At 43.9% G+C, this 26,002-nt stretch carries 20 protein-coding genes; 10 read left to right on the top strand and 10 right to left on the bottom strand.

From position 1 onward, the window contains the following. Nucleotides 1-15 precede the first annotated feature (15 nt). Nucleotides 16-1,278 carry a DUF4249 domain-containing protein gene (locus ACEZ3G_RS11140; protein WP_432425568.1) on the bottom strand — a complete coding sequence of 421 codons (1,263 nt, stop codon included), beginning with the start codon at nucleotides 1,276-1,278 and terminating at the stop codon, nucleotides 16-18. A 14-nt stretch (nucleotides 1,279-1,292) separates the two neighbouring features. Further along, a complete protein-coding gene (locus tag ACEZ3G_RS11145) occupies nucleotides 1,293-4,094 on the bottom strand; it encodes a TonB-dependent receptor (protein WP_432425569.1) in 2,802 nt (933 codons plus the stop codon). 312 nt (nucleotides 4,095-4,406) lie between these two features. On the opposite strand from ACEZ3G_RS11145, the gene ACEZ3G_RS11150 reads away from it, so the two are divergent. Then, nucleotides 4,407-5,564 (top strand): hypothetical protein, encoded by a 1,158-nt coding sequence (locus ACEZ3G_RS11150; protein ID WP_432425570.1) that lies wholly within the window; start codon nucleotides 4,407-4,409, stop codon nucleotides 5,562-5,564. A gap of 35 nt (nucleotides 5,565-5,599) precedes the next feature. Here the strand turns inward: ACEZ3G_RS11150 and ACEZ3G_RS11155 are convergent, their stop codons facing one another. From ACEZ3G_RS11155 to ACEZ3G_RS11175, 5 genes are all read right to left on the bottom strand, one after another. Next, complete coding sequence (locus tag ACEZ3G_RS11155) at nucleotides 5,600-7,621, bottom strand: protein-disulfide reductase DsbD family protein (RefSeq protein WP_432425571.1); 2,022 nt, start codon at nucleotides 7,619-7,621, stop codon at nucleotides 5,600-5,602. After that, nucleotides 7,609-8,916: a tRNA lysidine(34) synthetase TilS gene (tilS, locus tag ACEZ3G_RS11160; protein WP_432425572.1), complete on the bottom strand. Its 1,308-nt coding sequence runs from the start codon at nucleotides 8,914-8,916 to the stop codon at nucleotides 7,609-7,611. Before tilS ends, ACEZ3G_RS11155 begins: the two co-directional genes overlap by 13 nt. A 13-nt stretch (nucleotides 8,917-8,929) precedes the next feature. Then, nucleotides 8,930-9,754, bottom strand: coding sequence for an alpha/beta hydrolase (locus ACEZ3G_RS11165; RefSeq protein ID WP_432425573.1), 825 nt, complete (start codon nucleotides 9,752-9,754; stop codon nucleotides 8,930-8,932). A gap of 94 nt (nucleotides 9,755-9,848) precedes the next feature. Beyond that, nucleotides 9,849-11,144 (bottom strand): anthranilate synthase component I family protein, encoded by a 1,296-nt coding sequence (locus ACEZ3G_RS11170; protein ID WP_432425574.1) that lies wholly within the window; start codon nucleotides 11,142-11,144, stop codon nucleotides 9,849-9,851. Between the two features lie 9 nt (nucleotides 11,145-11,153). Beyond that, complete coding sequence (locus ACEZ3G_RS11175; RefSeq protein WP_432425575.1) at nucleotides 11,154-11,687, bottom strand: NADPH-dependent FMN reductase; 534 nt, start codon at nucleotides 11,685-11,687, stop codon at nucleotides 11,154-11,156. A gap of 139 nt (nucleotides 11,688-11,826) precedes the next feature. On the opposite strand from ACEZ3G_RS11175, the gene ACEZ3G_RS11180 reads away from it, so the two are divergent. Beyond that, complete coding sequence (locus ACEZ3G_RS11180) at nucleotides 11,827-13,011, top strand: heparan-alpha-glucosaminide N-acetyltransferase domain-containing protein (protein WP_432425576.1); 1,185 nt, start codon at nucleotides 11,827-11,829, stop codon at nucleotides 13,009-13,011. A 72-nt stretch (nucleotides 13,012-13,083) separates the two neighbouring features. On the opposite strand, the gene lpdA is transcribed toward ACEZ3G_RS11180, so the two are convergent. Further along, on the bottom strand, nucleotides 13,084-14,490 hold the full coding sequence (lpdA, locus tag ACEZ3G_RS11185; RefSeq protein ID WP_432425577.1) for a dihydrolipoyl dehydrogenase: 1,407 nt from the start codon (nucleotides 14,488-14,490) through the stop codon (nucleotides 13,084-13,086). A 50-nt stretch (nucleotides 14,491-14,540) separates the two neighbouring features. Then, nucleotides 14,541-15,002: an Lrp/AsnC family transcriptional regulator gene (locus ACEZ3G_RS11190; protein ID WP_432425578.1), complete on the bottom strand. Its 462-nt coding sequence runs from the start codon at nucleotides 15,000-15,002 to the stop codon at nucleotides 14,541-14,543. Between the two features lie 151 nt (nucleotides 15,003-15,153). Between ACEZ3G_RS11190 and ACEZ3G_RS11195 the strand changes: the two genes are divergently transcribed. From ACEZ3G_RS11195 to ribB, 8 genes are all read left to right on the top strand, one after another. Next, nucleotides 15,154-16,374, top strand: coding sequence for an aminotransferase class I/II-fold pyridoxal phosphate-dependent enzyme (locus ACEZ3G_RS11195; RefSeq protein WP_432425579.1), 1,221 nt, complete (start codon nucleotides 15,154-15,156; stop codon nucleotides 16,372-16,374). Between the two features lie 72 nt (nucleotides 16,375-16,446). Then, complete coding sequence (gene nhaC / locus ACEZ3G_RS11200) at nucleotides 16,447-17,928, top strand: Na+/H+ antiporter NhaC (RefSeq protein ID WP_432425580.1); 1,482 nt, start codon at nucleotides 16,447-16,449, stop codon at nucleotides 17,926-17,928. Nucleotides 17,929-18,020: 92 nt separating this feature from the next. Beyond that, on the top strand, nucleotides 18,021-18,527 hold the full coding sequence (gene tpx / locus ACEZ3G_RS11205; protein WP_432425581.1) for a thiol peroxidase: 507 nt from the start codon (nucleotides 18,021-18,023) through the stop codon (nucleotides 18,525-18,527). Further along, a complete protein-coding gene (locus ACEZ3G_RS11210; RefSeq protein ID WP_432425582.1) occupies nucleotides 18,520-18,885 on the top strand; it encodes a diacylglycerol kinase in 366 nt (121 codons plus the stop codon). The genes tpx and ACEZ3G_RS11210 overlap by 8 nt, the downstream gene beginning before the upstream one ends. Before the next feature lie 197 nt (nucleotides 18,886-19,082). Further along, on the top strand, nucleotides 19,083-21,461 hold the full coding sequence (locus ACEZ3G_RS11215) for an FtsK/SpoIIIE family DNA translocase (protein WP_432425583.1): 2,379 nt from the start codon (nucleotides 19,083-19,085) through the stop codon (nucleotides 21,459-21,461). A 17-nt stretch (nucleotides 21,462-21,478) separates the two neighbouring features. Continuing rightward, nucleotides 21,479-22,123 (top strand): LolA family protein, encoded by a 645-nt coding sequence (locus ACEZ3G_RS11220; RefSeq protein WP_432425584.1) that lies wholly within the window; start codon nucleotides 21,479-21,481, stop codon nucleotides 22,121-22,123. 92 nt (nucleotides 22,124-22,215) lie between these two features. Further along, nucleotides 22,216-23,652, top strand: coding sequence for an LptF/LptG family permease (locus ACEZ3G_RS11225; protein ID WP_432426062.1), 1,437 nt, complete (start codon nucleotides 22,216-22,218; stop codon nucleotides 23,650-23,652). After that, the gene (gene ribB, locus ACEZ3G_RS11230) at nucleotides 23,649-24,794 is read left to right on the top strand and encodes a 3,4-dihydroxy-2-butanone-4-phosphate synthase (protein WP_432425585.1); all 1,146 of its coding nucleotides are present in this window, start codon (nucleotides 23,649-23,651) and stop codon (nucleotides 24,792-24,794) included. The genes ACEZ3G_RS11225 and ribB overlap by 4 nt, the downstream gene beginning before the upstream one ends. On the opposite strand, the gene ACEZ3G_RS11235 is transcribed toward ribB, so the two are convergent. Beyond that, entirely contained in the window at nucleotides 24,791-25,996 is a 1,206-nt protein-coding gene (locus ACEZ3G_RS11235; protein ID WP_432425586.1) for a DegT/DnrJ/EryC1/StrS family aminotransferase, read from the bottom strand. The two genes, ribB and ACEZ3G_RS11235, sit on opposite strands and share 4 nt — an antisense overlap. Nucleotides 25,997-26,002 lie beyond the last annotated feature (6 nt).

Consider the following 26,002-nt stretch of genomic DNA (forward strand, 5'->3'; position numbering starts at 1 on the left):
TTTTCATAATACTATTTATTCCGTCCAAAAATCGGGTACTATATTACTTCCCAGCTTTGTACAATCACCACAAGGACTCGGCAATGTAAAATAGGGTCCGGGCTGATCGGCCGACCCGTTTTCATTTACCGAATGAAAAACGACATTACCGGCCAAAATGGCCTCGATCAAGGGTGATTCACATGCCCCGTCACATACCCTAAAATCAGCACAGTGGTACCCAAAGGAGTACAATTGAGGATTGCCCGGAGTTGCACAATTCACAACATAGGGCGGCAATTCTTCACCGGGAAACAGATCGTCATAGTTAAAATATTCTCTCCTTTCTTCTACCGCCGCAACTTCAAAATAGCCCAGCACCTTTTCGCTCTCATCGCTAATCGAACGTACATTACCTTCTAAAAAACCGGGTTGTATCTGTGAAAAAATATTGTCAGAGGAAGAAAAATCACCCAATCGCTCATAATAAGAATGCGCATCTTGTGTTTGCGAAAACTGTCTAACCAAAATACTATACCGATGAGACATGATATAATTATCCCGTCCAATAAAACGGATATTGAAATCATTCACCTTGTTTTCGGTCAATCCCACCGTCGAGGTTTGTATCACGGCATTTGAAGTTGCCGAACCATAACAGACCTTTCTTTCTTCGGTCTGTACCTTGATATCGACTTGATAGGGAATCGTATCGCAAGGAATGTAATGTACCACTTCAAACTCGAAGGGATCCCAGTTAGGGGCAACGATCTTATAGGTTTCCTCGTATTCGAATCGAAAATAATTGGGTGTCTCCGAAGGCAAAGCGTTGTCCAACAAAATACTAACGCCCTCTTCCCCCTTATCGTTAAATAGTCTTTTTGCTTCAATATTGTCAATTGGTACGTTTTCGGGTGTCGTCACGGTAGCCGAACGATACGCCTTGCCATCTGCGGTCTGAACATCAAGGGTATAGTCGGTCCCCTGTCGTGCCGCAAATGGGGTTTCGGATAAATATATACCCGGTTCGGTTTCCTCAAAACGGTACGAAGTACCCGAATTATCGGTAATTGATACAAGTGCACCTTGCTCTGCTTCAGGTCCATCAGCTTCAAAGGGGTATGTTCGAAATAAAGAAACGCGGTGCCGATCGAACTCCGTGGTCAGCAAGGCATCGACCACCAGGGCATTGCCAAAGGACTCCGTTTTGGCATCGAAGGGTTCGACACACCCAACATAACAACCTACGACCACAAAAAAGGCCAAGACCCGTCTTATTATTTTATGTGATACAAGCACCTTTTTATTTGATATTAAAACTTGAAGTTATAGGTTATCGAAGGTATCGGAACGGCGAATATTGAGCTCTTCAAGGCCTTGACCTCGCCATTATCGGTAACAAAAAAAACGGAGTACGGATTGTTTCTGCCCAGAACATTATATACGGAAATCGTCCAGAAACTATGCGCGAACTTTTTGATCCTATGATTGCCTTCTATATTGATGCCCAAATCAAGCCTGTAATAATCGGGAATGCGGAACTCGTTTCGATTACTGTAATAAACGTACTCCGCATTGTTGAACTGATACGAACCAATGGGATAGGTTACCGGACGCCCAGTTTGGTAAACGAAGTTCGCCGAGACACTATAGCGTCTGGTAAATTTGTAGTTGGCGATCAAACTAATATCATGGGGCTTATCGTAATTGGATGGAAAGTACTTGCCATTATTGATTCTTTCCTCACCGAACTGGCTATCGAATTTTATGAGGGACCTTGAATAAGTATACCCCAACCATCCGTTCAGCCTCCCCCTGTTCTTGCGCAACAAAAGCTCAACACCATACGATTGTCCCTCGCCCTGCAATACCTCGGTTTCTATGGTCTCGTTCAATAAAAGCTGTGCCCCGGTCTTAAAATCGAGTACATCTTTTGAAGTCTTGAAATAACCTTCGAGACTGAGTTCATATTCGTTCTCTTTCAAATTTTGATATAACCCCAGAGAATATTGATTGCCCTGCTGGGGTCTGATATTGGTATCGGAAAGCTTCCAGGTATCGATGGGCGATACCGTGGTATTGTTTGACAATGTATGGATGAACTGATACCCATTGTTGAAACTTGCCTTCAACGAAAGGTCCGGCAGCAAGAAATATCGCGCCGAAACCCTAACTTCTGGTCCTCCGTAAGTTTTGATGATTTCATAATCTCCATATTGCACCGAATCGATTCTCGACCCCTCATTTCTGGGAACATCTTGTTCGTAAATCCGTTGTTCAGATTCGCCCAGTGCCGCATAGAATGAGTATCTCAGGCCCAAATCGACCAAGAATCTATCGCTTACCTTGAACTCGTCCGAAACAAAAATACCCGATTCGAAAGCCCTTTCTTTTGGAATCGAAATGCGCTGGACTATCGATTCACCGCCTTCGGGCGAAATTTTACCCGGATTGGCTCCATAAATTTTTCCCGACAACCCATAGGTGAGCGTGTGCCTATCGTTCAAAAAGTAATTCAACTTTAGTTTTAAACCGGTCTCATTGATATCGTAGCCTAGGTTAAAATCATTGTTGGACTCCCCATCATAGTCGATTCCGAATTCATAGCGACTGTTGGCAACGATCAAACTGCCTGTATTTCTATCGTTGAACTTTTTGTCCCATCGCAACGAAAATCCACGATTACTATAATTATAAAGCGAATCTGAAGTTATACTGAAACCGTCATGACTATAATACCCGGTAACACGCAGGTCGTTGCGCTCGTTGAACTTATGATTATATTTCACGATACCGTCATAGAACGAGGCCGAACTATTCCTTAGCGATTCTTCATCGAGTGATCTCAATATCCAATCTGAATAGGCCCCACGGCCGCCTACTATCAATGACGACTTTTCTTTTACAATCGGAATCTCTAAGGCAAGATTTGCGGTCACAGGCCCTATCGAGGCTTCCCCCGAGAACTTCTCGACATTGCCGTCTTTCGTCTCGATATCGAAAACCGACGACAACCTTCCACCGTACTCGGCAGGTATGTTACCTTTAAAAATTTCTACCCCTTTTGTGGTAAAAGGATTCAAGGCCTGAAAAATACCGAAGAAATGTGAAGGGTTATAGATTACCGCATTATCCAAAAGAATCAGATTCTGATCGGTCTTACCGCCCCTTACGTTGAAACCCACGGCACCTTCTCCGGCCGATGTAATTCCCGGTAGTGATTTTGCCACTTGAAGAATGTCCCTTTCTCCTAGAACTAGGGGAATATTCTTAGATTCTTCTGATTCTATTTGGGTGGTACCTGTGGTGGCCTCCTCGACATTTCTTGCGGCATCTGCCTGAACTACAACTTCTTCAAGCATTTCCAAGCTTTCCGAAAGTTCAAAATCGAGCGTACCGTCATTGTAAATAATAACTTCACGTTCAGCTCCTTGAATACCCATTGCCCTGGCCTGGATCAAATTTTGACCGGGTGCGAGCTCAAGTCTATAATAGCCGTTTTCGTCAGTTACCGTGCCGGTACCCTTGCCTTTTACCAGCAACGACAGGTCGGGTATGGGTTCTCCGTTTTGTTTGCGAACATAACCTTGTAAAGTGAACCGATTCTTATTGGTGCCTGCATCGGCCTTGCCAATGCGAACGGTCTCTAAGGAAGCTGGCCTTGCCGTATTGCCCAAATCATAAAAAACGGGGGTTATTACCTGAGTTGTAATTTCATTGCCCTCTACAATTGTATCTTCTTTATCCTCATTGAAAAAACCATTGGGAAGTTCATCATAAATGATATTATTCTTTGTCAGGATGATTTTTTTATCATTGAGTATATAAAAATTAAGGGCAGTATCATCAAAAGCATTCTCTAATATGGTCTTTACGGATTCATTTTCATACGATCCCGAAACCAGTCCATCGCCCAACCATGCTTCGGCGAAGTAAAATCTATAGTCCGTCAACCCCTCGATTTGCACCAATACATCCTTTATCGTACTATTTTCAAAGGTTAAGGAGATTTGCTGTACGGATGACGGAATCGAGTCGTTCTGCGCAAATGTTTGTTTTATGCAAAAGGTAATCAAAGCCAATACAAGCGCGACTGTCAAGTAGTTTTTCTTCATGAGTATGTCCATAAGATTATTCATTCAGCCCATAAAGCTGAATACCAAATGAATACCGACAACGATAATCGGGCTACTTTAAAATCGAGCAATACAAAGAATATTTGACTAGCTATCAATATCTCTTTTGGTTTCTAAAGCTACGCAATTTTCATAATCCGCCAACTATCGTAACAAGCCAGATATAAAATTGACTTTAATCATTATGTTATAAATATTGGTTTTTACGTCAAAAAATGTTTGTTTTATAACCCAATTCAAATGATTTTTGTACTTTCTGCTACTTTAACAAAAAACCTAATGAACATTATTATGAAAAAAAGCATTTTTAAAAGTACCCTCCCCATTTTGATGACCGCACTTGTTTTTGTCTCCTGTTCGAAAGAGTCAGATCTTGAAGGCAGTACTGAACAGGTGGTCGGGGTAAGTGCCAAGGCCTCGGTTAAAAAAAGCCACCAAGAAGCCGTCAAGTTGACTTCGAAAATTTCAAAGAGTACCTTTTCCCACGATTTTAATCCGGCCAAAGCGAAACTGGTTCAACCAAGCGAATGTGGGCTAACAGAATTTGATTATGCCGTATTTGAGGCGTTTAATAATCTAGACCCTTTGGCAAGGGAATGGTTCGATTTTTATGCCGCCGTAAACTTTGGAACTACAATAATCGATGACGATGCCCAGTACTTTGGCGATAGGGGGCAGTATACGAACCTTGTAAACAAGATTACCCGTAATCTTGAAAATTTCTGGAATATGCCCAATGAGGTCACCGTTAGGGGCGAGCACAACATGACCTTGACGGATCCCGATAAAATTGCCGAATCATTAATCGTAATCTATGGCCTCGACCCCTCATTGGCTGTAGCCTATGCCGATTTTTTGGTCAATTACGTGAATTTGGAAAGCAATATTCTTGAAAATCCACTTATTTCTGCGGACGGATTCGCGATAGCCTTGGACGGCATACTTGGACAAGGCGATTTAATCGTGATCGGGGACGGAATCATCGATCTGGCATCGTCGGCGGGTATCGACGCCAAGATTGCTTGGAACGGAATCATGGCACATGAATGGGGACATCAGCTACAATTTAACAAACGTGGCGCTTGGGAGTATCCGGGAGTGGATCTTAGCGATGAAGCCGAGGATACCAGGTCGACCGAATTGGAAGCCGATTTTATTACTGGGTACTTTTTGACCCATAAAAGAGGGGGTACGTACAACTGGTGGAGAGCCGAGGAATTTCTTAACCTATTTTTTGGAATTGGGGACTGTGCATTCACAAACCCGGGTCACCATGGCACTCCCATTCAACGCGAGGCTGCCGCTTATCAAGGATATCTACTTGCTAAAAGTGCTCAAGAAAATGGTAAGATTCTCAGTGCAGATGAAGTACATAATGCCTTTATTCAAAAACTAGGCACCATTATTGAAAGTGGCCCGGTAATCGAGCCCGAAACGAATTTTCAATAAATTTTTCAATAACAATATCTTGAAAAGTAAGACCGTCACTTGACGGTCTTATTTTTTTTACCAGTTCTATTTTGTGCCAAGTCTTGATACTTCAAAAGTCCGGCACTCAACCAGGTACGGTATGTATCAGCGTCAACTTGTTGGATGGGACCGTTCAAAACTTCTAGATCTGGAGATAACAGCACATAGTAGGGCTGAGAGGCCGAATTGAAGTTCAATGTCTGAAAAGTGCCCCACTTCTGCCCTACGGTCTCAATGGTCTTCACCCTGCCCGATTCGAATTTAAAGTCAAATTGTTCCTCTTGGGGCAATTCCTTGCGATCGTCGATGTAAAGTGAAATCAATATATAATCATTTTTCAGGATGGGGTAAATAGCGGGCTCGCTCCACACGTTTTCCTCCATCTTTCTGCAGTTCACGCATGCCCATCCGGTAAAGTCCAACAAAATGGGTTTATTGACCGATTTGGCATGGGCCACCCCGCTATCGAAGTCCTTAAAACAATCGATTCCCAAAGGGCAGTCGCTTTCGGTTTCCTTGATGCTATAGAAATCCGGGGGTGGAAACCCGCTCAACAACTTTAAATTGGTCATGTTCATCATTCCCAATATCAAATAAACAGCGAAGGCCCCGCTGATTACTCCCGTTATTTTTCTTCCGAACGAAAGCTTTTGTTTCGGTCCGTCGTGGGAAAATCCAAAAATTCCGAAAAGATATAGGGTCAATAGAACGGCAAGGATTATCCATAACGCAAGAAAAATTTCCCGTTTTAAAAGTCCCCAATTACCGACAAGATCGGCATTGGACAAGAACTTTAGGGCAAGCCCCAGTTCAAGAAAGCCCAAAACGACTTTTACCGTAGTCATCCATCCGCCCGACTTCGGCAATGAATTCAACCAAGTCGGAAACAATGCAAAAAGGGCGAACGGAAGCGCCAGGGCCACCCCGAAACCTGTCATTCCGGCGGATAGGTTCGTAGCAACATCGCCCTGTGCCAGGGTCGTACTTCCCAAAAGTCCGCCTAGAATGGGTCCCGTACACGAAAATGATACGATCGCCAAGGTAACCGCCATAAAAAAGATGCCGATCACTCCGCCAACGTTGCTCGATGCGGCATCCATTTTATTGGCCCAAGAACTGGGCAAGGTCAATTCATAATAGCCAAAAAAAGAAAAAGCGAAAAAGACGAAAATCAAGAAGAAAGCGACGTTCAACCAAACATTGGTCGCAATGGTATTCAATATCTGCGAGTCTACCGAATCGAAAAGGTGAAATGGCAAGCTCAGTAGAAAATAGATCAGTACGATGAAAAAACCATATAACAATGCATTGGCGACACCTTTGGATCTCTTTGCCGAATGTTTTGTAAAAAAAGAGACCGTCAAAGGAATCATGGGAAACACACAGGGCGTCAAGAGGGCTATCAAACCGCCTAAAAAGCCCAGACCGAAAATAGTCCAAAGACCGGATTTCGACTCCAGGGCCTTATCGACCGAATTGGTCAATAATTCGTTATTCTTTAGATTAAGTTTTAATGCGGATGATAAGGCCAAGCTCCGTTCGTCGACCGTTTTTTCTTCTTTTACGACCGCGGTACCATTCAAGGGAAAATTGAAATCCTTTTCAACCATAATACACACCTCCTTGCACACTTGGTAAGAAAGGTTCACATCAATTTGTTGAACTTCTGAATTTAAGAGTTTTACCTTCTGGGTGAAAATGGCCTCTTTCTTAAAAAACACCTCTTCCAACTCAAAAGCTTCTACATATTCAGATTGGGTTTCACTCTCCTTTGTTTTGCCTATCAATTCGTAATCAATACCCGCTCTCGGATACGAAAATACGCTTGGCAAGGATCCACCTTCAGGCGTGTTTTGTGAATATACATGCCAATCATTGGCAATTTTACCAACCATGAGAAGTTCGTATTCCGTATCAGAAATTTTGTTCAGCTCTTGGGACCAAACAACCGGATTGTCATCGTCTTGCGCGTTACTTGTCCATACAATGTTCAGAACCAGTAATAGAAATAGAACCAAGTTGTTTATTTTGTCCATGTAACCTTGACTATTTTGTTGGTGGCCTCGGTAATTTTGAAACGCTCGTCAGGTCTCCGCCCGATCACCCACACAATTTTGTCATCGGAGCACAAAAGCCATTGTCGTTGTTTTGAAATCACATCTACCTTTTCGTCCTTAAAGAATTTGGAGAGTTTTTTCTTGCCCTGCATGCCCAAGGGATAAAAGTAGTCGCCTTTTTTCCATTTCCTTAAACTCAACGGATACTTTAACGTTTCTTTATCTACAAATAGTACATTTTTGCCCTGCCCATCGATTTTCGGTACTTCTTGGAAATTTAGCGCTATGGGATGCTCTATTTCGGTTTTGTTTTCATCGATGGTAAAAACCCCTTCATCGCGGGACAATAGCTTCGATAACAGCAAAAACTCACGATCTTTTACCAGCCGGTGGGTCTTGGAATGAATTTCCTTGCCACTGGAAGCCGACAACAAGTGCGCAACGTCATTCCACTCGGTAAAGCCGTAATCATTGAAAAGACCATATAAATAGGCTTTTAAGGGATGTAAACGTTTCAAAGCGCTAACGTCGATTTTGACTACCTCACCTTCATTGGAAAAAATGTCCGCTTGAATCTTTTGAATATGTTGGGCCGCTATTTTCGAAGTTCCTACCAATCGTTCTTGAGTGGCCTTGAAGTTGTGCAGAAAGGTAGGGTGCAATTCTTTCAATAAGGGAACGATATTATGGCGGATTTTGTTGCGCAAATACTTGGTCTCACTATTACTACCATCCTCTCTCCATTGAATACCTTCAGCAATGGCATAGGCTTTTATATCGTCTCTCGAAAAGGGCAATAACGGTCTTGAAATGGTTGGTGTTTTCTCGGGAATTCCGGTAAGCCCCTCGATTCCGGTTCCCCGAGAAAGATTGATCAAAAAAGTTTCCAGATTATCATCGGCGTGATGTGCGGTCATCAGGGTAGCCAGGTCATTTTCTTCCATGATTTTAGCGAACCAATGATAGCGCAGTTCTCGTGTTGCCACCTGAACCGATAATTTATTATTATTCATATAACCAACTGTATCAAAATGGGTTACATAAATATTCTTATTCAATTTTTCGGCCAAGTACATTACCGATTGTTCATCTTGGTCGCTTTCGCTTCCGCGTAATTGAAAATTACAATGGGCCAAAGAAAAATGTAATCCCGCGGCGTGGCATAAATGGGTCAGCACAACACTGTCCAATCCTCCGCTACAGGCCAATAAAGAATGTTGGACAAAGAGGTGTGGGAATTTGTTTTCGATATGTTCCTTAAAATCTTGGAGCATGCCACAAAAGTAGTTAAAGTAGCCTGCGCAACCAATTGCCAATGGTCTGCAGCATGGTTGCACTGCAAATATCATGGTGAAGTTCGTGATACCCGCCTTCAAACAAATTCAAGGTTGTTTTGTTCGAGTTATTATGAAATGCCTCGGTGCCCTTATGATCGATAATCGGATCGCCCGTTCCATGCAATAACAATGTCGGTACTTTCAATCTGTAGGCATTTTTAATGGCCCACTCACCTGCATCCATAATGGGGAACGAAAACATGGGGCTCACCAAGTCATGGATCAAGGGATCCTTAACATATTTGACGACTTCTTCGGGAATTCTTGAGATACCCTTGGGGTCAAGCCCCGAAGGCAAGGTGACCGAAGGGAGCACATGCAATAGAAACTTCCCAATGAACATTTTCCATTTAGGTGGTTCAAATGCCAATCGGAGATACGGACTACTGGCTATAACGCCTTTGATCTCATTTTCAAACCGAAGTACATGGTTCAAAACCAAATTTCCGCCCATACTGTGGCCATACAGAAATATAGGAAGTGTAGCAAATTCACTTCGCGCTTTTTCAATAATGCTTTCAAGAAGATCCATTAAAGCTTCGTAATTCGGGCAATGCCCTCTTTTTCCGCCCGATCTGCCATGTCCGAAGTTGTCATATAGATAGACCGCCAGACCATTTTCGGTCAGCATGGGAACGACATTTTCAAAATAACGGCCCGAATGTTCGCCAAAACCGTGCACCAAAACTATCGCCCCCTTGATTTCGGCCGGCACTATCTTCAATCCGTAAATCTTGGTACCATGTGATGTTATTTCAAATTCGGTTTTTTGCACTTTACAATATGATGTGTTGAAACTCGGCTAATTCTGTTTTGGCTTGTTGCGGCAAAGATACGTTTTAAAGCAAGTAACTGTTCGAACGCTAAAGCTACCCCTCAAGGACCTCGCGCATCGCCTTGGCCTTCAGCAGGCATTCCTCATACTCCTTATCAGGAATTGCCTTGGCCGTTATCGCACCTCCCACCGCATAAGAAACATAGTTTTTCGAACTGTTGTAGAGAATACTTCGAATGACCACGTTGAAATCGAAATTACCGGAGGGTTCAAAATAGCCCACGGCACCACTATAAAGCCCTCGCCTGAATGCCTCCAATTCTTCAATGATTTTCATGGCCGAGATCTTGGGCGCACCGGTCATACTGCCCATCGGAAAGGTTTCCCTTATCAATTCCACCGGGTTCTTGCCCTTTTCGACCACTGCGCTGACCGTTGAGATCATTTGGTGCACTTGTTCGAAAGTATATACCTTGCAAAGTTCAACGACATGAACGCTTCCCTTTACGGCACTTTTCGACAGGTCATTGCGAACCAGGTCAACGATCATGATATTCTCCGCTCTTTCCTTTGGGTCATTGGCCAATCTGTGCTTTGAAGCCCTATCTTTGACCGGATCCCGAAATCTTTTGGCGGTACCCTTTATCGGTTGCGAGATCAGTTTTGTGCCGATCTTCTTCAAATAGCGCTCGGGAGAGGCCGATATGAGGTATTTGTCATTCAATTTCAAAAACGTGGCAAAGGGCGCCCTTGAAACGGCATTCAATTTGGCAAACAGTTTTATGGGGTCGACCTGGATGTCCTCGGCATAGAATTCTTGGCAAAAATTGGCTTCGTAGATATCCCCACGGTGTATATGTTCCAACATTTTTTGCACTTGTCGGTAATATTCATCCTTGAAAATCCGCATTTTGATGCGAATATTCTTTTCTTCGGATATTTCGTCTTTTTTACAGATGTTTTGGCAAAGCAATGCAAAATCAGAATCGATTTCATCATCGACCATTTTCAGATAATGGAATTCGACCTGATTACCAATAATCCGGATCATCTTTTTTGGCTGGAAGAAAAACAAATCAGGAAAATGCAGGCCATCGAAGTTATTGGATCCCAGACTTTCTATATCGTTCTTTAAGTCATAGGCCAAATAGCCGAATATCCAATCTTGGGCCAGGTGCTGATATTCTTGTAGCCCGTCGAAGGCCTCTTGGGTATCGGTCAAAATCGAGGTCAATGCATCGACGGCCAACAAGGCATCGAATGAACCGTACCTGTCTTGAACTCCGTTACCTTCGAACCAAACGACCTCTTCGAATTGTCGTGCCCAATGCAAAAGCGCTTCCTTGAATTTTGGAATATCGGAAACTACAAAAGCAACTATTTTCCGCAAGAGATTAATTTATAAGGCGTTCAAGAATTCGTCAAGTGCTTTCCGATGCGATTCGGCCAAATCTTCATCTAAAATTCCTTTGGCAACATCGAAATTCTCATTGAAAGAGGGCAAGGAAAAAGTTGCGACCACCTCGGCTCCAAAACGAGGAAGCATATTTTTTACCACTTCAAGCGAACTCATACCACCTCTTTTGCCACCCGAGGTCGACATTAATAAGACCTTGGTACTTTCTAAAAACTTACGGTCTACCCTTGACAACCAATCCAACAGGTTCTTGAAATATGCCGACGGGTTGCCATTGTGCTCATTGACCGAAAGTATGAGTGCATCAACATTTTGAATATCGTTCTTAAGTTCGACCAACGAATTTGAATAACCGTTTTCCCGTTCATAATCTTCACTGAACATCGGAAAGGGGTAATCGACCATGTTCAATGTTCGAATCTCATGCCCCGAAACCAACGCTATTGTATGGTGGACCAATTTAAGATTGATCGATGTGGAGGAGTTACTTCCGGCAAATGCCAATATAGCCGCCATATTTGCGTTTTTAGTTTTGTCGCTAAAATACCCCAAATGCAATCGATTTGCACAAATTTTGTCTAATTTTGCCCGGTAAAACAACCGAATAGCCTATTATACAGGTATATAGGGGTGTGCAAAGAAAAATAAAGTTTAAGTGGAAAAGAAAAAGGCGAGACTTTACTTTATAGATGCCATGCGAGCATGGGCCATCCTTATGATGTTGCAGGGGCATTTTATAGACGGATTGCTCGATAATGCCTTTCGCGACAATTTGAGTGCCGTGTATGGCATTTGGAAATATTTCAGGGGTATTACCGCACCTGTTTTCTTTACCGTTTCCGGATTTATCTTTACCTATCTTTTGATTCGTGTCCCTCAAACGGGCTTGGAAAATCCGCGGGTCAAAAAAGGCCTAAAACGCGGACTCCAACTTCTGTTGATAGGATACCTGCTTCGCTTGAACCTTTTTGGACTCCTTAAAGGTCAAATCTACAATGCTTTTTACTTGGTAGACGTGTTGCATTGTATCGGCCTTTCGATATTAGGAATCATCGGGATCTATTTGTTGACACAGCAGCGAGGGAAATTTTTGTTTCCGTTCACTTTGGTCAGTGTCACGCTATTGCTGTTTCTTTTCGAACCTGTCTACAAGACTTTCTCGTACAGCCTTTTGCCCGATGCTATGGCCAATTATTTCACAAGGGCCAACGGTTCTGTATTTACCATTATACCTTGGTTCGGTTATGCCACTTTGGGCGGCTTTTTATCCGTTTTATTCAAACGCTTTGGACATTTCAAATATTTATATCCCGTTGCCATCACATTGACCGTTTTGGCGGGAAGCGGATTGATTTTCTATTCCTCAAGCCTTTTCGTTACCTTGTCAAAGGTTACCGGTATTCAGCTTTTCACCGATATTTACTCGAATAACTATCTGTTCATACGGCTGGGGGACGTTTTTCTGGTATTCGCCGTTTTTATGCTTTTCAGAGGTTTGATGACCAACAAAATCCTGTTAAAGATAGGTTCGAGCACCCTTTCCATCTACGTGGTGCATTTTATTATTCTTTATGGCAGTTTTACGGGATTAGGACTCTATCGTTTCTTCAATCATTCGCTTTCGCCGATGGTAGTTATTCCTACGGCCATTCTTTTTATGGCCGTCTGTACGATAACCGCATTGAAATATGAAAAATATAAGACGGATATCAAATCGGCCGTCGGCAAAAGACTTCGATATGTAACGGATAAGTTAGAACCTATTTTGCTTCTCTTACAAAAAAGTCTCAAAACAGGAACTGCCCGACTGCTAAGAGTTTTAGGACTGGCCAAAAACTAGTTGCCCCTATTCACCGATCTATCAAATGGATGTAGCGAGTTTTCCGATATGCCGCTCTAATTTTCCACGGACTTAAACATGTAACGCACGGTCGTCAGTTGCTGCCAACGCCGCTTCCTTTACAGCTTCTGCATAGGTCGGGTGTGCATGGCTCATTCTGGCGATATCTTCAGCGGCGGCCCTAAATTCCATAGCGGTCACACCTTCGGTAATCAAATCGGCACATCGCGCACCGATCATGTGTACCCCCAAGACTTCGTCGGTTTTTTTGTCGGCCAGAATTTTGACGAATCCATCAATATCCATACTGGCGCGGGCACGGCCCAAGGCCCTCATCGGGAACTGCCCCACCTTGTATTCTACACCTGCCTCTTTCAATTCTTCCTCGGTCTTGCCTACGGCCGCTACCTCTGGCCAAGTATAGACCACGCCCGGAATCAAATTGTAATCGATATGTGGTTTTTGACCCGCCAGTTGCTCCGCGACCAATGTACCTTCCTCTTCGGCTTTGTGGGCCAGCATGGCACCACGTATTACGTCACCGATCGCATAGATATTCGAAACATTGGTCTGTAGATGGTCATTGACGGCTACCCTACCCCGGTCATCAAGTTTAACCCCTGCGGCTTCAAGGTTCAATCCTTCGGTATATGGCCTTCTGCCCACTGAAACCAAACAGTAATCGCCTTTAAATATGACTTCTTGGCCTTTTTTGTCATCTGCTTTTACGATTACCTCTTTTCCCTTGCGCTCGACCGATTTCACTTTGTGCGACAAATTGAACTTTACCTTTTGCTTTTTGAGCACTTTCATAAGCTCTTTTGACAAGGCGCCGTCCATTCCTGATATGATCCTATCCATAAATTCCACTACGGTCACCTCGGCACCCAATCTCTTATAGACCTGCCCTAGTTCCAAACCGATAACCCCGCCACCAATAACGATCATGTGCTTGGGAACTTCTTTAAGCTTTAACGCTTCCGTGGAGGTAATGATACGCTCTTTGTCCAGTTTGATAAACGGTAAAGTCGATGGTTTCGAACCAGTTGCGATAATGGTATTTTTGGCTTCTATGGTCTCGGTCTTTCCATCATTTTTTTTGATATTGACATGTGTGGCATCCTTAAAACTTCCCAGACCTTCGAAAACATCGATCTTATTTTTGTCCATTAAAAACTTAACACCGGCACAAGTCTGGTCTACAACGGCTTGCTTTCGGCCGATCATCTTTTCCAGATTGACCTTTACTTCCCCGGGGATCTCGATTCCATGTTCTTCAAAGTGCTTGACCGCATCTTCATAATGGTGCGAAGAATCCAACAAAGCCTTTGAAGGAATACATCCTACATTAAGACAAGTTCCTCCCAAAGTGCTGTATTTTTCGATTATCGCAGTCTTCATTCCGAGTTGGGCACATCGTATCGCCGCAACATATCCGCCGGGTCCGGAGCCAATAATGGCCACATCGTATTGAGTCATAGAAAATTAATTTCCGACAAAATTAGTACTAATTTTTGGTTTAACAGGTGTTAAAGACTGATAGCTGTGGTGTGCTTGACCTCGCCAATGATAAAAGAACTTTGAGTACTCCCGATATGCTTGATCACAGTCAATTTTGAAACCATAAAGCTGCGATACTCCTGCATGTCGCCAACGTATATTTTGAGCATGTAATCGTAATCACCGCTAATATGGTAGCACTCGACAACTTCTTCCAACTTCAGTACCTCTCTTTCGAATTGGGTCAAAAACTCCTTTGAATGCTGAATTAACTTCACATGGCAAAGAACAACGAAAGCCTTGCCCACTTTTTGCTTATCGACCAAGGCCGCATAGCCGGTGATCACCCCTGTTCTTTCCAATCGTTTGATGCGTTCATAGATTGCGGTGACCGAAAGACCGAGAACGTTGGCGTACTCTTTGGTCGTTTTCTTGCTATCGGCTTGCAGCATCCTTAAAAGTTGCTTATCTATTTCATCAAGTCTGATCATGATTATATTTCCATTATGTCCTTAGTTAGATCATAAATATAGTTTTTTATTAACTATAAAATCGATATCATAGTTTTATTTTCTATTATAATGAATATTTATTGATAATTAATCACATAGGCTCTAATTTTAATATTCAAAAAATCATTTTATGGACTACCAAGCATCAGATCATTTGCAAGACCTCCAGTATTTTGGTGAGTACGGCGGTGTAAATCCATCGATATCAGACTCTTCCACCTATACCTTTTTATCTGCCAAGACCATGTTCGATACTTTTGAGGGCAATACCGAAGGTTGTTATTTGTACAGTAGGCACTCATCACCCTCAAATCTCTACCTTGGCGAGGCCTTGGCCGCTATGGAAGGTACCGAAACGGCCAACGTTACGGCGAGTGGCATGGGGGCGATTACCGCAGTCATAATGCAATTGTGCGCTGCCGGTGACCACATAATAAGTAGCCGTACCATTTATGGCGGCACTTATGCCTTTATGAAGAACTTCCTGCTCAAATTCGATATAAAAGTGTCCTTTGTCGACATAACTGACATTGGTGCCGTCGAAGAAGCCATAACGCCCAAAACCAAATTGATCTATTGCGAAAGTGTAAGCAATCCGTTATTGGAGGTCGCCGATATCAGGGCCCTTTCAAAATTGACCAAAAAACATAATTTGCCGTTGGTTGTTGACAATACCTTTTCGCCCCTAACCGTAACCCCTGTAAAACTAGGCGCAGATATCGTAATTCATAGCCTGACCAAATTCATCAACGGCACCAGTGATGCTGTTGCCGGCGTGGTGTGCGGCAGCAAAGAATTATGTTTGGGACTAAAAGATGTAAACAATGGCGCGGGAATGCTATTGGGAAGCACTTTGGACAGTCTTCGTGCAGCTTCCATCTTAAAAAACATGCGCACGCTGCATATCAGAATGAAAAAGCACAGTGAAAATGCCATGTATCTTGCTCAAAATTTTGAAAAAGACGGTTTGCGCGTCGTTTACCCCGGTCTTAAATCACATACGGGCCATGAGATCATAAAAAGTCAAATGAACCTTGAATATGGATTTGGAGGTTTGATGACGATCGATGTCGGCTCTCTTGAAAAAGCCAATGCCCTTATGGAAATGATGCAAGCCCAAAAACTAGGCTACCTGGCCGTAAGTCTCGGTTTTTATAAAACATTGTTCAGTGCCCCGGGCAGCTCCACATCATCGGAAATTCCCTTGGAAGAACAAAAAACGATGGGGCTTGGCGACGGGCTCATTCGCTTTTCAATAGGGCTTGACAATGACATTCGGCGAACGTACGGTATGATGAGAACGTGTATGGAAAAATTGGGCGTTCTGGCGAAGGACACGGTAAACCCTTGATCATCAATATACTTTTCGAATTTGCAGAACCGTTGCCAAAGTCGTAATATTACGGGGTAACCAAACAATGCCATGAAAGACCGCGAGTCCAAAAAATTCCGCCAGAACGAAAATATTGTTGAAAATCGCGAACTGAACATTTGGGAGGCCTTGATTCCTGTTTTTGCATTAATCGGTATGTTGGCCTACAACGTATATGTCTTCGGTGACGATGCCATAAGCGGTTCAAATCAATTCATTTTACTTTTGGGCGGGGCGGTGGCCGCAATCGTCGGTTTCTCGAATAAAGTTTCCTACAAGCAGATGTTGGCCGAAGTGGCCGAAAATGTGAAATCGACCACTGGTGCCCTGCTTATTTTATTGATGGTCGGGGCCTTGGCAGGAACTTGGTTGGTCAGCGGCATCATTCCGGCAATGATATATTATGGCCTTCAAATCTTGAATCCCACGATCTTTCTTGCGGCGTGCGTTGTTATCTGTGCGATTATTTCGATCGCTACCGGAAGCAGTTGGACGACCGCGGCGACCGTTGGCATTGCCCTGATCGGAATCGGCGATGCCTTGGGAATATCTTTGGGAATGACAGCCGGAGCAGTTCTTTCGGGTGCATATTTCGGAGATAAAATGTCGCCGTTGAGCGATACTACGAATCTGGCGCCCGCCATGGCCGGGGGTGAATTGTTCGATCATATCAAGTATATGACTTTCACAACCATACCAACCATCGCGGTAACTCTCGCGGTGTTCATTATAATGGGATTTGCGATCGACACATCGGGTTCTGCCGATACCGATGCAATATTGGCTTCTATCGACGCCACTTTCAACATCAACGGATGGTTGTTCTTGGTTCCAGTGGCGGTAATAGTGTTGATCGTCAAGAAAACCCCTCCACTGGCCGCCTTACTTATCGGTACATTGTTGGGCGCGGTTTTCGCCCTAATATTCCAGCCGGGCGTCGTTGCAGGGGTCACCGGCGTTTCAGAGTTGACTTTTGAGTCGGGCTACAAAGGCATTCTCAAGGCCATAACAACAAAAACGTCGATTCCTACCGACAATGAAGCTTTGAACGAATTGTTCTCCGCTAAGGGCATGGAAGGTATGTTGGGCACCATTTGGCTGATCGTATGCGCCATGGTATTCGGTGGTGTAATGGATGGTATTGGGGCACTTTCGCGCATTACGAAGGCTTTATTGTCCATGGCCAAGACGACCTTCGGACTTTTTGCCAGTACGGTAGGAAGTTGTTTGGCCCTGAACGTTACGGCATCCGATCAATATCTGGCTATCGTTGTTCCCGGAAAAATGTTCGCCAAGGCATACGAAGACCGCGGATTGGCACCGGAAAATTTGAGCCGTACTTTAGAAGATTCAGGCACCGTGACCTCGGTATTGATCCCGTGGAATACCTGTGGCGCTTATCATAGCGGTGTACTAGGGGTCGGTGTGGGCGAGTATTTCCTTTATGCCATATTCAACTGGTTGAGTCCGATGATGACCTTGCTTTTTGCCGCCTTACAGATCAAGATCAAAAAGTTGGCCTCGATCGAATAAAGGTCAAAACACCGTCGTCGTAGTTTTCTTGCCCAATGTTTTCCATTTTAGGGTAATATTTCTAATTTCACGCCAAATTTAAAATACTTGATATGGCAACCGTAACGCTCAAAGGAAACGCGATCCATACAATAGGCGATTTGCCTGCTGTTGGTAGCCAAGCCCCTGAATTTCAATTGACCAAAAATGACCTCTCCGCAACCTCCTTGGCCGACTACAAAGGGCAAAAGGTAATTTTGAACATCTTTCCGAGTGTCGATACCGGCACCTGCGCCCAATCGGTACGTGAATTCAATAAAGAGGCCACAAGTCTGAGCAATACGGTGGTACTATGTATTTCAAAGGACCTCCCATTTGCACAGGCCCGATTTTGTGGAGCCGAGGGAATCGATAAGGTCGAAATGCTTTCCGATTTCAGAAACGGTAATTTTGGCGAGGCATATCAGGTGACGTTTATAGATGGACCTTTGGAGGCACTTCATTCAAGGAGCATTGTCGTTTTGGATGAAAAGGGAGAAGTCATCCATACCGAACAGGTTGCTGAAACCGTCGATGAACCTGACTACGCATCTGCACTAAAGGCATTAAGGGATGCCTAAGGAATCCTTTCTAGTAAACCGGCTAAAAGCGGTGCGGTACGCGGTTCGGGGCGCATTATTGTTGATTCGCACCGAGGCGAGCATAAAGGTGCAGGTAGTGCTTGGTTTGATCGTAACGGCCCTTGGGTTTTACTTCGAAATATCCAATACCGAATGGATCCTGCAAATTTTGGCGATTGCATTGGTACTTGGTGTCGAAGGGTTGAATACGGCCATTGAAAAATTGGCTGATTTCTGCCAGCCCGAGTTCGATGAACGAATCGGTTTCTTGAAAGATGTATCGGCCGGGGCGGTCATGCTCGTATCGGTAGCGGCGGCAGTGGTCGGTTTGATCATATATATCCCGAAGTTTTTTTAAGCGCATGAAATGCCTATTTGCCAACTTCGGTTCTGTTTTTTTTGGATAACAAGGGGCCAATTTTTTGAAATATTATCACAGTTTTCAAAATTAGAAGGTATAGGCCGTCAAGTATTGACAAGAAAACAAATCAGGATATTTCAAAATAGTCTCGCAGTCAGTAAATTTGTATTTTTACCCCCAGAATCGATGATTTAATGGCAAAGAAGGGAAGAAAGTCCAAGCCTAATACCACCAAAAAGGGCAGTACTTTTAGATTATCCAAACAAAATAAGATCATATTGGGAAGCCTCTTGATGCTTTTCAGTATCGCTTTGTTCTTTTCATTTATCTCGTTTTATTTCACTTGGCAGGAGGATCAAAGTTTATTGACCGAATTCGCGGATCGCAACAAGGAGGCCGAAAACTTATTGAACAAGTTCGGCGCAAGTGTCAGCCACTTTTTTATGTACAGAGGCTTTGGTCTTGCCTCGCTCATACTCCCATTTCTTCTATTCGTCACGGGCCTATATATGTTCTTGAGTCTTGAGAAGAAAGGACTTCTTGAAAAATGGATATGGGGGTCGATATTTGTCATTTGGATTTCTATCGCATTGGGTTTCTTTGCAATCGAAAAACCTTTACTAGGTGGACTTGTAGGTTATGAGATGAATGATTTTTTGCAAGACTACACCGGCAAGATCGGCGTGTTTCTTTTATTGCTGTTCGGCCTTGTCTTTATTTTGGTGCGCTTGTTCAAATTCACACCAGAAGGTGTAGCGAAATACTTGCAAAAGAAATCCGACACGATTGCCTCTGAGTTCAAAAAACCCAGAAAGAAGGAAGATTCTACAGAAAACAATCTAATCGATGAGGACGAAACCCCTGTAATCATCGACACTTATACCCATAAGGAAGATATTCCCCCCTTAAATAAGAAAGATTCCGAGACCGCTCTCGAAATTTCAAGACCGGCCAAAACGGACATTGAAGATGATCTGTCAATACATGTCGAAAAAATTGTCGAGGAAAAAGAAGAAAAGGACAATATCGCGGACAAGCTTGTAGAAGATTTCGGGGAGTTCGACCCGACCCTTGAACTCGGCAATTATAAATTTCCCACAATCGAATTATTGGATCAACATGGTGTTTCGGGTGGAATAACGATCAATCAGGAAGAACTTGAAGAAAACAAGAACAAAATTGTAGAAACGCTTCGAAACTATAAAATAGGTATCGCACAGATCAAGGCGACAATAGGCCCGACGGTTACCTTATATGAAATTGTGCCCGAGGCCGGGGTGCGCATTTCAAAAATCAAGAACCTTGAAGACGATATCGCGCTATCTTTGGCGGCATTGGGCATACGGATCATTGCACCTATTCCCGGTAAGGGAACCATCGGTATCGAGGTGCCCAACAAAAATGCGACCATCGTTTCGATGCGTTCGGTCATCGCTTCCACCAAGTTTCAAAAAGCTGAAATGCAGCTACCGATCGCATTCGGAAAAACGATCAGCAACGAAACCTTTGTCGTCGATCTGGCGAAAATGCCGCACCTTCTCATGGCCGGAGCCACGGGGCAGGGTAAATCTGTGGGACTCAATGCGGTGCTTACCTCACTACTTTATAAAAAACATCCGGCCGAAGTTAAGTTCATACTTGTCGATCCGAAAAAGGTAGAATTGACGCTTTACAATAAAATAGAGCGGCATTTTTTGGCAAAACTTCCCGATGTAGAGGAGGCCATCATTACGGATAATACGAAGGTCATACACACCTTGAATTCCCTTTGTATTGAAATGGACAATCGTTACGAGCTGTTGAAATTGGCCATGGTGCGCAATATCAAAGAATATAACACCAAGTTCAAGTCACGCAAGTTGAACCCGAACGATGGGCATAAATTCCTCCCGTACATCATTTTGGTCATCGATGAGTTCGCCGATCTGATCATGACGGCGGGCAAGGAAGTTGAAACGCCCATAGCACGCTTGGCGCAGTTGGCCCGAGCTATAGGTATTCACTTGATTATCGCCACACAGCGACCGTCGGTGAATGTCATTACCGGTATTATCAAGGCCAATTTCCCTGCGAGAATCGCTTTTCGGGTAACTTCAAAGATAGATTCAAGAACGATCTTGGATACCCAAGGGGCCGACCAGCTCATCGGTCGGGGCGATATGCTGTTTACACAAGGTAACGACGTTACGCGTTTACAATGTGCTTTTGTTGACACTCCCGAGGTCTCTAAAATTACCGAATATATCGGGGCACAAAGAGCATACCCTGAAGCCTATGAGCTACCTGAGTATGTCGGAGAGGATTCTGGCACAAGTATTGATTATAACATTTCCGATAGGGATACCATGTTCCGTGAAGCCGCCGAAGTCATCGTGACCGCCCAACAAGGTTCGGCCTCTTTGATCCAGCGCAAGTTGAAATTGGGGTACAATCGCGCAGGCCGCATCGTAGATCAGTTGGAGGCTGCAGGAATAGTGGGACCTTTTGAGGGCAGCAAGGCAAGGCAGGTACTAGTACCCGATCTTGTTTCATTGGAGCAACTTTTGAACAACGAAACCCATAACGGGCAATAATATCGAAACCTGAATTCATGAAAAAAATAATGCTTTTACTGACCGTCACGATGGCAACGAACTTTGTGATGGCCCAAAATTCCGATAAAGCCAAAGCCTTGTTGGACGATGTTTACAACAAGGTAAAGAGCTATGACAATATTGTGGTCGATTTTAAATATGTGCTGCACAATGCCGAGGCCGATATCAATCAAGAGACGCGTGGTGATGTAACCATGCAGGGCGATAAGTATTTGGGCAATTTTTTTGGTGCCAAACAGCTATACGACGGAAAAAAAGTATATACCGTGGTACCTGAGAACGAAGAGGTGACCATTGAGGATAAATCGGATGACGCCAGTGCAATTACACCCTCGAAAATGCTTACTTTTTATCGTGAAGGACACAATTATGAATGGGACATCCTGCAAAACGTACAGGGTCGTAAGATACAGTACGTAAAGCTCACCCCTATAGATTCGAATTCTGAAGTCAAATCAATTCTATTAGGAATCGATGCCGAGACCAAGCATATTTATAAGTTGATAGAAACAGGGCAAAACGGCACCACGACGACGATAACTGTTAATTCTTTTAAAACGAACCAACCTTTGTCGAATACCTTATTTACTTTTGACGAAGGCAAGTACAAAGATCAAGGGTACTATATTATAAGAAATTAAATCAGTTCATTAACCGACATTCATTGAAACTTCTCGACCGGTATATCTTATCGCGATTTCTGTTCAATTTTTTTAGTGCCTTTATAATATTGATGTTCATCTTCATATTTCAGGCTATCTGGCTTTTCATGGATGACTTGGCCGGTAGGGGGCTTGATATGTTGGTAATCGGCAAATTTTTCTTTTATAAAATGCCCGAGCTCACCGAAAAGGTATTACCGCTCACGGTAATTCTATCGTCAATATTGACCTTTGGCACCTTTGCCGAAAATTATGAGTTCGCCGCAATGAAAGCCTCTGGAATATCATTGCGAAGGGCCATGATGAGCGTTATCGCATTTGTTATATTGTTGGGTGGCGTCACCTTTTATTTCGCCAATAGTGTTATTCCCGTATCAGAGCAGAAAATCTTCAACATGCGACGCAACATTGCCCAACTTAAGCCTGCAGCGGCTATTGAAGAAGGTGTTTTTAGCGATTTTGAGGGCATGAGCATCAAAGTGGACGAAAAATATGGCGAAAAAGACCGTTTTTTGCGAAACGTCACGATACATCAGAAAACCACGCTAAAAATAAATAATACCGTAATCAAGGCAAAATCGGGTGAATTGGTGAGCAGTGAGGATTCGGAAGTAATACAGCTGATCTTGAAGGATGGAAATTATTATGAGGACATAGAGACCAAACGGAACAAAGACAGGCTAAAAAGTCCGTTTGCCAATGCAAATTTTGAAATCTATCGGATGAACATCGAAATTCCCGAGATGGATCTCGACCTTGAAGAAGACCGTAACATCAGCACCGATAAGATGAAGAACGTTTCGCGATTGAACAAGGACATCGATTCTTTAAAAAATGACAATCTAAGGGTTGTGGGCGCTTTCTCAAAGAACATAAATAATCGCATAGGAGCTTTCGTACCGGTTGTTGAGATCGACACTTTTATGGCGAGAAAACAAAGGGAAATGATGCGCGATAGTTCGGCTTTGGATACCGTTGGCACCAAGGCCGGCGGCATAAAAGACTCTTTGGCCACAATCGAAGACCTTCTTGGTTTTTTCAAAGACTGGCAACGTATACAGCTCATGACCTCGGCCAAGAATTCGGCCACGAACATCTTGACCTCCGTAAAGGCCAAAAAAGATGAGATCGACCGGCGTTATAAGATTTACAATCTCCATATCTACTCACTGCATGCCAAATTTGCATTGGCGTTATCATGCGTAATACTGTTTTTTGTCGGGGCTCCGTTGGGCGCTATCATTCGAAAAGGAGGTATCGGACTTCCAATGGTAATCGCCATTATTTTGTTCCTGATCTACTATTTCGTTGGCGTTTTTGCCAAAAACTATGCCATGGAGAATAACATTCACCCTATATTTGGGGCATGGCTCCCTACGTTGATCATGTTGCCCTTGGGCATAATACTGACAAAAAGGGCCACTGCCGATAAGGGATTGATGAGTATTGGAAACGCCCTTGATCGCTTCAAGGATTTTTTCAGGAAGAAAGACAAAGTAGCCGTATGATGATCGTGAACATGGAAAAGAAAATCAAACTGAACACCATTGAAGAGGCCATTGAAGATGTACGCCAAGGCAAGGTCATTATTGTCGTTGACGATGAAAATCGGGAGAATGAAGGCGATTTTCTGGCCGCTGCCGAATTGGCGACCCCTGAAACGGTAAATTTCATGGCCATGCACGGTCGCGGACTTATCTGTACGCCATTGACCGAAGGCAGGTGTCGCGATCTTGGCCTGCACATGATGGTCGATCACAATACAGACCCCTTGGAAACCGCTTTTACGGTTTCGGTAGATTTGCGGGGGAATGGAGTGACAACAGGTATTTCGGCTTCTGATAGGGCCAAAACCGTATGTGCCCTAACCAATCCTGAAACCAAACCGCATGATTTAGTGCGTCCTGGGCATATTTTCCCTTTGATCGCCAAAGAAGGAGGTGTACTAAGAAGAACCGGGCATACCGAAGCGGCAATCGATTTTGCGCGATTGGCCGGATTGCGGCCCGCAGGAATCATCGTTGAAATCATGAACGAAGATGGAAGTATGGCGCGCTTACCTGAATTAATGGAAGTTGCCAAAAAATTTGATCTAAAGATCGTTTCCATTGAAGCTTTGGTAGCCTATCGTATGGAACATGACAGCCTTATCGAAAAAAAGGAAGATTTTCAGATCAACACAAGATTCGGGGAATATAGACTCAGGGCCTATAAGCAGACCACGAACAATCACATTCATATCGCACTTACCAAAGGTAGCTGGAAAAAAGACGAAAAGGTCTTGACGCGCATCAACTCGACCTTGGTCAACAATGATATTTTGGGAACATTGACCAATAACCCCGATCAAAAATTGGAAGATATGTTCACCGCCATCAATTCAGAGGGCAAGGGGGCCATCGTCTTCATCAACCAAGACTCGGAATCGCTGAACCTTTTGTCGCGACTGACCGAACTTAAAGAGCTTCAGAAAAAAGGAATCAATAAAGCCCCAAAAATCGATATGGATGCAAAGGATTTTGGAATCGGGGCACAAATTCTTCACGACCTTGACATCAGCAAATTGAGATTGTTAAGCAATAGCGAGCAAACAAAAAGGGTCGGCATCGTTGGTTATGGCCTTGAGATCGTTGAATACGTTGCGTATTAACCAAAAGTTGAAACAACTTCGCTTATTATTTTTTTCATTTTAGCGGCTCTTCCGGCGACTTCTTCCTCAGTCCACGAAAGTTTGACGAGACAAGAGATATTACGGCCGACCCAATGATCGGATGCCGAAAAATCGGTGGTCGAAAAATCTTGAAGTCCTGCCAAAACTTCTTTTGAAAGCTTTCCCAGCGACTTGCGTTCGGTCAAATGCTCCCATTTTCTATAATAGTGCCAGTTGTTGTCAAACCAATAAAAACAACCATCGATTCCCGCGCTGGCCAATTCCTTATGCGTTTTTTTGGCGAGTGCCTTAGTTGGCAGAAAGAAACTTAGAAACGAATAGTTTTCCTCGCCACCTTCGGGCACGTTCCGAAAAGTTATTCCCGAAACGGTTTCGAGCGCTTCCCTTAAAATGGAATAATTTTTCTTTTGTATGGCCAAAAACTCATCCAAACGTGCCAATTGTGCCAGACCAACGGCGGCATTCAACTCTGAAATACGGTAGTTGTACCCTAAAAAAGGATGGCCTTCCGCCCCCCTATCGTTGTCGATATGGTCGTGCCCGTGGTCGGAATAATGGTCCGCGTTTTTATGAAAGGCGGCATTGTTGGTGATAATGGCACCGCCTTCACCGCAAGTAATCGTTTTTACGTAATCGAAGGAAAAGCATCCCAAGTGCCCGTAACTTCCCAAGGGTTTTCCATCATACGTGCCCCCGATCGCCTGACAGGCATCTTCCAACAACAACAATCCGTTTGTATCACAGATGGCTTTCAAGGCTCCTAAATCGGCCATTGAACCACACATATGTACGGGCATCACAACCCTTGTTTTTTCAGTAATGGCGTTTTTGACCGCTACCGGGCTCAACGTCAAGGTATCATCGATATCGACCAAGATCGGAACGGCCCCAATGGCCAAAATAGCCTCGAAACTGGCCACAAAGGTGAATGTCGGCATAATGACCTCGTCACCCGCCCCTACTCCCGCGCTGGCCAACGCAATGGTCAGGGCAGCCGTACCACTACTGACCACCTGTGCATGTTTTACCTGCATTCTAGCCGCCAATGCATTTTCAAGTTCAAGGGCCTTCCAATGGTCCTGACGCATTCCATCAAAACCATAGCGCATAAGCACGCCCGTTTCAAGCACCTCGTTCACTTGTTTTCTTTCCTGATTTCCAAAAAGTTCGAATCCCGGCATTGGTTC

This window comes from Meishania litoralis, assembly GCF_042611095.1.
In the GTDB taxonomy this organism is placed as follows: domain Bacteria; phylum Bacteroidota; class Bacteroidia; order Flavobacteriales; family Flavobacteriaceae; genus Meishania; species Meishania litoralis.